Below are 11360 nucleotides of genomic sequence, written 5' to 3'. Positions count from 1 at the left end.
TTTTCTCCCCTCGGGGAGAAAGCTTTTTTAAATGAGTTTACACAAAGATCTTGACAGACCCAGCATGCTCCATATTTACCACCTTAGCATTATTACATGTTGATTTCCTATGAAGCTATTACAAGATCAGCTTGCTTCGCCGGCTCTAGCCGCAAGTACACCTCTTCCGCCGCCCAATATCGCTTTTCGAATTTATCGATGTCCAGCCGGGCAGCCGGATTTTCTCTGAGGAAACGCTTGTCACGCGGGCAATCGAGATAAATGACGTAATCGAAGTATGGTTTCCACTCCTCTCGCTGAAGAAACACCCCTTCAACGATGATCACACAGAGGTCCTGCAGTTCGCACAGCTGCAACACATGCGAATCCGACTCACTGATGTAACGCTGCAGCTCTAGCTTCCGAGACACTTTAAGTTTTTGAAAGAAGTTGTTTGTGAACCCATCCACGTCCCACTGCAGCTGAAAATACTCATACCACGGTTCGTATCCAGTATCGTACCTATGTTTGCGGCTGACTATATAATCATCTAGATGAAAGACATGAACAGGATGATTGTTCTCTAGCAATGGCCTTATTTGTTCAACATAAGTCGTCTTGCCGGAGCGGCTTAACCCATCTATGCCCACAATAAACCGGCCTTTACATTGACCGATACGACTCTGTAACTCAAATAACCCGTTCACCAAATACATCCCAACTCTTTGTTTTAAATAACTGTATTGCGCTTCATTCGTGTCGTTAAATGCTTCTTCTCGATTGGAAGCGATATCCAAATATTGTATACCGCCACTAAACTGGGATGCCGTCAAATCGTATCGCTTCCCATTGATATTGTTATAGTAATGCCAGTCATCTGCGACCGTCGTTTTTACGATTTCTCCGCCCCATAGATCATTTACCACGAGTGCCGTTACTCCGCATTGTCCCTTTGCAGGATTTTCAGCAGTCCATTTTGAACTGGATGCAAGTGACCAGGATTTGAATAATACGGATAACAACTGAGCTATATCAGGCTGATGGTTCATCTGCGGACTCCTCATTCTCCACGTCTCATATAAATACTTCGCTCAACAAATCCAATAGATTTCCAGAACGCATATCCAGCTTCATTCCCGTACATGACTTCGATATCGACATGCTGCGTATGTAACTGCTCTAACAGTTTCTCGAATGCCGCTCTCCCATAGCCATTTCTCCTGCATTCTCTGCAAATGAAAAATTGCCTGACATGCAAAGGCTGCCGGGAATGGTTGACCAACGCATAGCCGGCCGTTTCGCCATTAGCTTCAAATAAGTAGGCTCTATAATCTGTGCTAATAAAGGCCCTCATTCTATCTTTCAACTGCGCCACATTCATTGGATTGTCATGCTTTTCATCTTCGATAAGCTGCTTGTTGAGCTTGGCAAGGAGCTCGAGCTCCGCTTCTTTACCAGCACAAACTTTTACTTGGATTTCATTCATACGAGTCACCTCACAAGAGCTGCACCATCACATTGATCCAATGAGCAGCCGGAATCAGCAGAAACTGCGCCAAGATGGTTCCTAACAATCGCGAAATCATCAACAGCCCAAACACTTTGTTTAAGGCAGAGATTTGCTTCTCTCCTTTCATCACTTTGTCGGTAAGAAGCCCGATCTGCGGGTCAATGAATAAGGTCAGAAGGATCGTTGCCACGCCGTTGATTAAACCCGACGATTGTGATGCCGCCGTTGAAGATTCATGGACAAAGGTCGAAGCGAGTAATGCCGCTAAAACACCTATTGTGTAAATGGCCGTAACTGCGATGTTTAAGACGACGAGCCGCTTGGGAATGCCGCCGATTCGGAGTCGGGACAGCATGGCTAGCCTTGGGAATCGCAGGTGGGAACGGGCATTTTTCATTTTATGTAGGGAAACGGAAGAAATCAGCAGCTGAGGCAGCGACCCTGCAACTTCTAAATGGGAAATAATACGCTTGGAAAGAAGCACTGCCGACGGGAACAATAAAATGGCTGTAAGAGTTCCAACAGAAGCTGACGCGATAATCAGCCGAAATTGCATAACTATGTCTAAATCTGAGGTTAGTCTTGAAGTATCAACAATTGTCCCCGTGAGAGGAGCTTGGAGCATATTAGCCGTTCTTGAAATTAGCACAATGACTCCAGATAGAGAGATGGCCACAGCTAATTTGCCTGCCCGAACCCCCGCCAATCGCAATGAATAAGTCAGTGTTTCCGATAAATGAATGATGAACGTACAGAGTGACACGAAAATAATTTGCTGGAACATGAAGGGACCTCTCACTACTGACATTATTTTAGTTGTTCCACAAACCTTCGACGTTGATTATTTTTTGTCCCTGCCACCTGACTCTGTAAATGTCGGGCATGGTGGTCGATTGCCAACATTCAAATCCATATCCCGGATCAAAATAGTTCAAGAAGAGCGTCATAATATCGCCATGTGTCCCGATTACAATCGTTTTTCCCTCATGACGTTTCAGGATTTGGCAGACAGCCTCTACTATTCGGGACTGCGCTTCGACGCTGGACTCCCCGTTCGGGAAGGAAAATTGTACATATTCGTAGACGCGGCGCTTTGCTTCTATGAAGGACAGGGGAGAAAACTCTCCCATAGCACGCTCCCTCAAATCTTCAACTAGTGTTATATCCAAACTACATGAATCTGCGAGCGGACGAATGGTTTGAATCGCTCTCTCATAAGGACTTGAGAAGAACTGCTCAATTGCCGCTGTCTTCAACCTATTGCACAAAGCCGCAGCGTCAGCCAACCCTGCTGCCGTCAACCCTCTGCTGCGCTCTTGACCTTCCACATACACGGACTCTGCGTGTCTGATCAAGTATATAACCGATTCCAAACTATGCATGCACCTCCGCCGAAAAATCAATTCCCCACTCGCTATACAGCGCCATAAGTTCCTTGGAAGTTTCCGAAATAAACGCCCTAACCCCGGCGTATACATGCGACATATATCCTCGTACGAAAGCTTTCCACTCCGGGGCCTCGTCCTGATGAAAGAAATGTGCGGCCTGACGGCCGATTTCATCGACTGTCGGCAGCGTCCCATTTTGCACGAAATGCGTCCGTTCCTTATCTTCACGCGTTGAGCCTGCTCTCGCATGAATTGCGTCCGGGGCAATGCTGCCTATCAGAAAAGAAGGACTCGGCTCTCCACAGCAAACCCTATCGGCAATTGCAAAATGAACCATGGGCCATGGCATCAAGATCTCCACCTTTACTTGGTCGAATGGATTGTTTTTCCACGATTTCCTTATATCGACGCAGTATACCATGACAATGTTTCCGGGTTTGAGAAATGAATACTACGCCCCCCTTCGTATATTCCGTCATAGCGACAACCACGCAGTTAACGGTGTGTCATCCCAGATTTGCACCTCTATGTATCTCTCAGATCCGCCTTTGCCGTCATAATTCCTTCCGAACTCTCGAATCACCTGATAAATCTCATGTAACGTATATACTTGCCCTCGATATTTCCTGCCATCCTGAACCCTCATCGTCGGAAGCGGATCAAAATGTGTGATGGGGATACGCAGCTCCTTGCCGTTCTCATACCACTCCAAGAGCCACGGACACTCTCCAAAAGTCATGTAATGGGGAAGAGGTCGAGCAGGCCGCCCGCCTTTTTCAATAAATAGTTCTCTTGCCTTCGCTTCCAAGCTTCGCCGAATGAATAGATAGTCCGCCGACCGCCTGCTTGTAAATCCTTTATTCTGTACACGAATTTCTTGGAGAACGTGTTTGGCTGCTTCCGGTTCTAAATCGGATAAGTTGCGAAAGGGCCCGACGGATTCGTCAAAATAATGGAAGAGGAAATCAACCATCTGCTTTACTTCCCTTTCAGTTTTATCGAAAAATAATATACAATGACCCCGAGCAATAGTAAGCCTAACGTTTCAAACACCAATCCCGCAGGCTTGACTATTACACCAAATGAAACTTGATGGTCTAAGATATCGACGGATGGGTAGGATTCATAAATATCCGGCTTATAAGTTGCCGTTACATACATGCTTACTAATAGCGGTACAACGAAATAAACGGTTACGTAGTACACACCAACAAATGCTAAACCGACAGTAAATGCTTTAAGAAGCTTCATGGTATTTTTCCTCAACAGTTGATTCGATTGTTTCATGGATACTCTTTGACTATTCTACAACGAAGGTTATTTTCCTTTATCTGTAAATGGGTGTATGTTGTCAACGTTACCAAAAAGGGACCTCAATCTCCGCGTAAGGAGAATCGAGATCCCTTTATTGCTTTTTCGCTTGCGGTATGGGCTTGCCCTCATCGATTGCTGCCTTTCTCCACTCGCATAAGCGACTTTCTGGAATTCTGTCAAGAAAGTAGACACATGTTAAGCGAATGGCTAGCTAAATTTTTTTAAATTGCGCGGCAAAATTTTAGGCTTTTTTGGGCCATTGTGGTGCCAGCCCCCGGGCCAGCCGAACAACGTCCATTTGGACCTTGTTGCAACGCTTCCACTCCCGGGCCAGCCGCAACAACGCCCTTTCGGACCTTGTTGCACCGCTTCCGCCCCCGGGCCTCCGCAACAACGCCCTTTCGGTCCTTGTTGCACCGCTTTCACCCCCGGGCCTCCCGCAACAACGCCCTTTCGGTCCTTGTTGCAACGCTTCCACCCCCGGGCCTCCGCAACAACGCCCTTTCGGTCCTTGTTGCACCGCTTCCGCCACGGGCCTTCCGCAACAACGCCCTTTCGGTCCTTGTTGCAACGCTTCCGCCCCCGGGCCTCCCGCAACAATGCCCTTTCGGTCCTTGTTGCAACGCTTCCACCCCCGGGCCAGCCGCAACAACGCCCTTTCGGTCCTTGTTGCACCGCTTCCGCCCCCGGGCCTCCCTCAACAACGCCCTTTCGGTCCTTGTTGCAACGCTTCCCCCCCCCGGGCCTCCGCAACAACGCCCTTTCGGTCCTTGTTGCACCGCTTCCGTCACCGGGCCTCCGCAACAACGCCCTTTCGGTCCTTGTTGCACCGCTTCCGTCACCGAGCCTCCGCAACAACGCTCTTTCGGTCCTTGTTGCAACGCTTCCGCCCCCGGGCCTCCGCAACAACGCCCTTTCGGTCCTTGTTGCACCGCTTCCGCCCCCGGGCCTCCCGCAACAACGCCCTTTCTTTATTTTTGAAGCTGTCAGGTAAAAATACGTCCTTTTTCCCGAGAAACCGCAATTCGTTCCGATTATGCTTCTAGGCGTAAAGGTATCACTGAAAGAACACGATCCCCGCTGCTCCGGATAGCGCGATGGCCGTCATCGGGTGCATACGATATTTCATAACTCCCAATACGACGCCGCCGGCGATGGCAAGGGAAGCTAGCGTTTGCCAATTGATGCTATGCAGATCCGTATCCGCAAAGCCGAAATGAATGGCTGCGTACGCGATCAGCCCCGTAATGACCGGGCGCAGTCCGTACAACGAAGCCCCTACCCGTTTATTGCGGTGAATTTTGTAGAAAAAAGCGGTGATGGCAATCATCAGCAATAAGGAGGGAAGCACCATGCCAGACGTTGCGGCAATGGCCCCCGGCACCCCCGCCGTCTTGTAACCGATCAGCGTTGCGGTATTGGTCGCGATCGGTCCGGGAGCCATACCGGCCACTGCCACCGCATCGGCAAACGCCTCTGTGGACAGCCAATCGTTCGCGCTTACCTCCAGCTGGATGACCGGGATCATCGCATATCCGCCGCCGAAGGAGATAAGGCCGATTTTGAAGAAGGAGATAAATAAGTCCCAAATCATGTTGCATGCCCCCTTTCTTAAATTCCGTCAGCAATAAAGTAATCGGGATATATCCGGTTTGCAGAGGAAACGGACGCGTCCTTCTTCTCCAGTCTTACAACCATGCCGAGCTTCTCCTTGACCGAAATGCAGAGGATTCCGGCAAGCGGTCCCAACAAGATGACGAATACCGGATGAATCGAAACCGTCAATAAAATAACGACCGTGCTTACCGTCAGGGCCAGTGTAGTTTTATCGAAAATGGCCGACTTCCCCATCTTCATCGCCGCGACGACGATCAATCCGACAATCGCCGCCTGGATTCCTTCCATTGCAGCGGCAATTTTGGGGTGATGCTCAATTTGCGTGAAGATCAAGCTCAGTGCGACAGCGATGAGAAAGGTCGGCAGCGTCATGCCGGCCACCGCCGCGGCGGCGCCCGGAACACCCGCACGCCGATAGCCGACGAACGCGGCGGCGTTCACGCCGATACCGCCCGGAGCGGATCCCGCTATGGAAAGAACATCCGACATTTCCCGGTGAGTCACCCACTGGCGTTTCACGGCAATTTCCCGCTCCAGTACGGGAATCATGGCATAACCGCCGCCGAAGGTGGCCGGACCGATCTTGAGAAACGTCCAAAATATGTCCCACAACCGTTTGAGCTTCGTTCCAACCATACGGGACCCCTCCCCTTATTGTGACCGCAACCATATCTTCCTTGTACATTCATTATACTCTTCTTTATATCATTTTGGAATAAAGATAATGGAAACGGGCTATCAGTTTTCCTCATAACATCGATCAGATTCGATTATTTACGTTGACACTCCAGCTTGAATGAATGTGTTTCAACCAAATCGAAAAATAGTTCCTAGTTGACGAATAGGAATAGTCCCATTTGAAATGGCTATTCTGCTATAGCTTCGATATAAGCTTATGTCATAATACACCTATGACATATCTCACTTTTCCCGGGAAATGATACATTTTGTATCGTAATAAAAAACGAGAAGAACCTCCCATTCCGATGAATTTCGGAACAAGTGGTTCTTCTCTAATCGCAGGGTTCAGTGGAACATCTACTTCATCCAATCCGAGGACGTGCTGCCGAGCAATCTCCGGTAACCCGGGGAAAATTCCTCATAGATGTTTAGCGTGTACCTGGAGATGTTCATGGAGAGAGAATCCACCTCCACTGCCCATTCCTCGGTTCCCGAACCGACATCCAGGCTGGATACGCCGCCTGCATCCGATTCCAGGACATAGCTCTCCTCGTGGATTTGCTCCCCATTCCCGTCAAGAAGCTCGACAAGGAGTCGCCGCTGCTTCATTTCAGTAACGAAGCTTACGTCCTTCAGCAGCTGATAATCAAATTCAAGCTTGAATATAAACGTATTTTTCCCGCTCGGATTCCAATATGGATGATGAACCTTGTTCAATATCAATGTATATGGGTGCAACATATACCGATTCGTATTGCCGCCCGGATCGCCAGCCATGTCCGGGAGCTTGAATACCGTTGCCTGCAAGAAAGAGTCCGGCGTTTCCTTGGCTCCGGATAGCTTGCCGCCGGTAACGGCAAGCCCCAGCATGAGCTTCATCCCGTTTATGTCCATCCCTTTCGGCAGTGCCGTCGAGGCCATAAGGGACGCTTTCCCTTGAGGAACAACTCTTTGCTCGGTCGCTTCGACCTCGGCCGGGTATATCGTTCCATCCTCCGTTATCCATTGAGCGATCCATTTGGCGACCGGATTATACCGTTTATCCCGGTTCATTGCATCCACCCGTACGGTAACGAGCTGCCCCGTCGCGCTTTCATATACAATCGGCGGACTCGCTTTATACGACCAATTTCCGCCGATCCCGTCCAGAACGGACTCGTTACCGGGGTCGACCTCAACGGCGGATACGGCCTCACGGTCGCTCCACTCGGTCCGGTGAACGGCTTGAGCTTTTCCGTCCTTAGTCACGTTCTCCTGAAGAAAAATATCCCACGACCGAACGACCTCCCTGTGATCGAGCTGAGCTTGCAGAAACATACGGATCGATTGTCCGGGTTGAAGCAGCCGAAGCGAATCCGTGCGTACGGACTGCGCCGCCCACTCCTCCGTATCGTCGGCCCGGAACGTTCCCGTCAGATTGGGAACCGGCGCCGCCGTACCGGATACATTCGTTATTTGAAGGGCTGCGTTTATCAAATCGCGGTTATCCCACGGCCATCGCTGAACCGATTCCAACAAGACGCTGAACTCTCCTTCCGCTGCCGGGATGATCCGGCTGTCCCCTTCTGCCGTTCGTGTCACGGCTTCGGACATCGGCAAATACGCGGTAGGAACATATATTGGGGCCGTTTGGCTCGATTCCGATAAAATTCGAGTCATCAGGATACCGGCATGCGTCAAGTCTTCCTCCGCAGGCAGCGAAGCGGTAAGAATAAAGCTGAGCTCTCCGCCGGGCTCGATGCGCAGTCCCTCCGAAGTTTTGTCCGGCGTCATGGAAAATGTACGCTTCTCCGGGGTTTGCAGCCAGAAGCTCCAATTCGGTAGCTCGGCGGAGATCGAGTCGGAATTCCGGATCGTGACGGTCCACGTCACTTCCTTGCTCTCCCCCGTGCTCCGGGAAGCAGCGGCAGTGAGAGCGGCTTGAAGAACCGCGTTGCCCGCTCGAATTTCAACCATGCTTCCGTGTTCACCGGGCGAAGCATCCGCAAGCGTTACCTCTCCCACTCGATCCTGAAGAGAGGCCGAGTCGAAATCCCATCGGCCCACCTCCAGCAGAAGCTTTCCCGGATCCAGCCCGTTCCGGACTGTGCCATAAAACCGGTACACCCCGGCCGTTCCCGATGGAACGATCATCCGGCCTCGGTCTTCCGGAAGCAGCCTGAAATCCAAGACGTTCCCGGAGCGCTCCGTAACTCTAAAATAATAATCATCCAGCTGTAAATCGGTCTCGCTCTCATTACGAACCGCCACCTCGAACGAGCATACGCTCTGCATATCGTATTGGAACATTCGGACATCGGTTACCTCCAGCGATTGCCCCTCTCCCAGCTCGACCCGTACTCCGTTATTTCCCGTTACAGCAGCAGCTTCCGCTGTCCCCGAACGTATGGTGCCTGCAATAGCCGTTATCGCCAGAATGGCCGTCAGCACGAGCTTCGTCCACACATTTCCCTTCACCATGCTTCCCACCTTATCCGCTCTCCCGCAACGCAATGCTGACTCACCCTATTCGTTCAAATAGGTCGTTACCCGGTTCTGAATCATACCTGCAGCGGCTTTGGCTGATTTCGTCTTGTTGAAGAACGCCTGCGCCTCTTCCTTGACAATCTTCATAACCGTCGGGTCTCCTGCGGCATAGCTGGCTTTCCGATCCGCAAGAGCCAGGCTCGACTGTAGCTGCTCCTCCGTAATCGCCGCCGACGGACCGGTGCCGTTAGGCCCCTGCAGCTTGATTCTGCCGCTGGAAAGCGCCTCGATCGACTGCCTCAGCTGCTTCTCCAGCGATGCTTTATGAACGGGGAAGCCTTGCAGCCAAGGCGCGGACTGAACCTTCTCCGACAGCAGGAACTGCAGGAATTTCCACGCCTCCTCCTTATGCTTCGATTTTTCATTAATACCGAGCATCAGATTGGAAGTAAAGGATATGCCGCTGCCATTGCCGTTCTCCGCCGGTGTGTTGTACACTTTGCCTTTTCCTCCGTACATCATTTGCGGCATAAACAGCAAATTCATCGGCATTTGCATACTCAGCGATTTAAATATGTCCTTCGATGCATTCGACATATCGGCTGTCTCCAGAATCTGACCTTTGTCGTACATATCGCTGACCTGCTCCAGCAATTCCGTGAATTCAGCAGTGTCGAACGCCGCCTTCTTTCCCGAAACATACTGGCTGTACTGACTTTGCACCATATCCCCGATCAAATCCGCTTTCGGCTTGCCGGTCCAGACCGCCGCAGCATTTCCGCCGCTTTGCACAACCTGCCGGCCGATAGCCAGCATGTCCTTCCACGTCCATTTGGAGTCGTCAATCTGGATTCCCTGCGCCTCCAGAAGAGGGGTGTTGCCCAGCGTAGCGTTCATCGTGTAGTGAATGGGAAGCGCAAAGGCCGTCCCGTCGACTCGCACCGCATCGAATATACTCGTGTAATAGTCCGAGTCCTTGAGTCCGCCGTCTTTCTTGATCCAATCGTCCAGCCGGGCGAGCAGATGCTTGCGGGCATACTTCTCGTACGGAAGATGTTCCAGAGCGATCAAATCGGCGCCCTTACCGGACATCAGCTCCGCGTTAACGGACGTCCTGAATTTTTCCAGATCGGCTTCATTCGGTTTATCTCCTTCTAGGCTTCTCATGACCATTTTCTTGTTATCGCTCTCGGGAGTTGCCAAATAGCCGCGGATGTCGATATCGATGTCCGGGTTCGCCTCCTCGAACAGGCGCTCAGCCTCCTGCAGGAAGGCATCCTTCTTCAAGGCGGAAACCGTCACGGTTGTCTTGCCGTTCTTTCCTTGCGGAGAAGCGGCATCGCTGCCGGCAGCCGAATTCGAATTGCTGCTGCATGCAGTAAGCGGGAGCACCGTTAATATCGAACATAGAGCCACATGTTTCCACTTGTTTGTCACTTGTTATCGTCTCCTTCAATGTAGATTAATTCAGCCGAACCTGGTCGCCATCGCTCAGCGGCTCGCTCGATTCGGTCACGATTTTATCCTCCAGGCCGATTCCCCCGTTCAACAGGGCGTTGGTCCCGTCCGCGTCTTCCGTATGAACGTACTTTTTGCTAACCCGGAACTCGTTGCCGAGGGGACGCTTCGTTTCCACAATGGTGAACATATATTCGCCCTGCGAATCCGACCTGAGGGCAGCCACCGGCACCAAAGGCCGGGGCGTCCCCGCTTTCTTGGTTAAGCTGAAATCCGCCAGCTCTCCCCCGCTCAGCTTCGGATCATCGATATCTAGGGTGACTAATTTCGTTGCTGTCGCTCCGCTGCTTGCCGGCTGGCCTCCTCCCTCCTCCGAGTAGTCGACTTCGGATACCTTGCCCTTCACGTAACGCGGTGTCGTTTCTTTGATTCTCACGTCAACCGTTTCTCCGGTTACAAGTCGTTCGGCGGCGTCGGCATCGACCCGTGCCTGCAATGTCCAGCCCTGCGAAGAGTCCGCGATTTGCACAAGCGCTTTGCCCGGGGAAGCGGGCACCCCTTCGTCGGCTTGGATATCGATGATCAGCCCGTCGAATGGTGCAGTCACGGAGCCATTTTCCGAAATGTCGCTTCGAATGCTCTCGATCTTGCGGGCCTGAATGGACATATCCAGCTTCAGCGCCGCGATCTGCCGCTTCATGTCATCCATCTTGGAAGCTTCGCCGCCGATCCCGTTCTGCTTGAGCGCATCCTGCAATTTCTCCAGCTCCAGCTGCTGCTTGGCGTAACGGTCCTGCTCGTCAGCCAGGCTCTTGGCGGCCGGGGCGGAGTCCAGAACGATCAGTGTCTGTCCTTTCTTCACGGCATCCCCTTCCTTCACCTTCACCTCCCTCAATAAATTAATGTTTTCTCCGTTTTTCTGACTTTTTCGCGTGTTTTCTTCTTTG

At 51.4% G+C, this 11360-nt stretch carries 12 protein-coding genes; all 12 read right to left on the bottom strand.

Annotation, left to right across the window (positions count from 1 at the left end; translation table 11 throughout):
* Positions 1 to 107: 107 nt before the first annotated feature.
* A complete protein-coding gene (locus ACFFK0_RS17085; RefSeq protein WP_377471492.1) occupies positions 108 to 1028 on the bottom strand; it encodes a kinase in 921 nt (306 codons plus the stop codon).
* An 11-nt stretch (positions 1029 to 1039) separates the two neighbouring features.
* The gene (locus ACFFK0_RS17080; protein WP_377471491.1) at positions 1040 to 1465 is read right to left on the bottom strand and encodes a GNAT family N-acetyltransferase; all 426 of its coding nucleotides are present in this window, start codon (positions 1463 to 1465) and stop codon (positions 1040 to 1042) included.
* A 10-nt stretch (positions 1466 to 1475) separates the two neighbouring features.
* Positions 1476 to 2273: a lipid II flippase Amj family protein gene (locus ACFFK0_RS17075; protein WP_377471490.1), complete on the bottom strand. Its 798-nt coding sequence runs from the start codon at positions 2271 to 2273 to the stop codon at positions 1476 to 1478.
* A 28-nt stretch (positions 2274 to 2301) separates the two neighbouring features.
* On the bottom strand, positions 2302 to 2871 hold the full coding sequence (locus ACFFK0_RS17070) for a histidine phosphatase family protein (RefSeq protein WP_377471489.1): 570 nt from the start codon (positions 2869 to 2871) through the stop codon (positions 2302 to 2304).
* Positions 2864 to 3226: a hypothetical protein gene (locus ACFFK0_RS17065; RefSeq protein WP_377471488.1), complete on the bottom strand. Its 363-nt coding sequence runs from the start codon at positions 3224 to 3226 to the stop codon at positions 2864 to 2866. The genes ACFFK0_RS17070 and ACFFK0_RS17065 overlap by 8 nt, the downstream gene beginning before the upstream one ends.
* Before the next feature lie 126 nt (positions 3227 to 3352).
* Complete coding sequence (locus ACFFK0_RS17060) at positions 3353 to 3850, bottom strand: hypothetical protein (protein ID WP_377471487.1); 498 nt, start codon at positions 3848 to 3850, stop codon at positions 3353 to 3355.
* Between the two features lie 5 nt (positions 3851 to 3855).
* Positions 3856 to 4128, bottom strand: a complete 273-nt coding sequence (locus tag ACFFK0_RS17055) for a hypothetical protein (protein ID WP_377471486.1) — start codon at positions 4126 to 4128, stop codon at positions 3856 to 3858.
* Positions 4129 to 5248: 1120 nt separating this feature from the next.
* Positions 5249 to 5785, bottom strand: a complete 537-nt coding sequence (locus ACFFK0_RS17050; RefSeq protein ID WP_377471485.1) for a chromate transporter — start codon at positions 5783 to 5785, stop codon at positions 5249 to 5251.
* Between the two features lie 17 nt (positions 5786 to 5802).
* Positions 5803 to 6444 carry a chromate transporter gene (locus tag ACFFK0_RS17045; RefSeq protein WP_377471484.1) on the bottom strand — a complete coding sequence of 214 codons (642 nt, stop codon included), beginning with the start codon at positions 6442 to 6444 and terminating at the stop codon, positions 5803 to 5805.
* Positions 6445 to 6846: 402 nt separating this feature from the next.
* Complete coding sequence (locus ACFFK0_RS17040) at positions 6847 to 8949, bottom strand: hypothetical protein (RefSeq protein WP_377471483.1); 2103 nt, start codon at positions 8947 to 8949, stop codon at positions 6847 to 6849.
* Positions 8950 to 8994: 45 nt separating this feature from the next.
* The gene (locus tag ACFFK0_RS17035; protein ID WP_377471482.1) at positions 8995 to 10392 is read right to left on the bottom strand and encodes an ABC transporter substrate-binding protein; all 1398 of its coding nucleotides are present in this window, start codon (positions 10390 to 10392) and stop codon (positions 8995 to 8997) included.
* A 25-nt stretch (positions 10393 to 10417) separates the two neighbouring features.
* Positions 10418 to 11360 (bottom strand): efflux RND transporter periplasmic adaptor subunit (locus ACFFK0_RS17030; protein WP_377471481.1); only part of this gene is annotated, 943 nt, incomplete at its 5' end.

The sequence above is a fragment of the Paenibacillus chartarius genome (assembly GCF_042432825.1).
Classification (GTDB): domain Bacteria; phylum Bacillota; class Bacilli; order Paenibacillales; family NBRC-103111; genus Gordoniibacillus; species Gordoniibacillus chartarius.
This window is presented reverse-complemented; position numbering and strand designations above follow the sequence as displayed.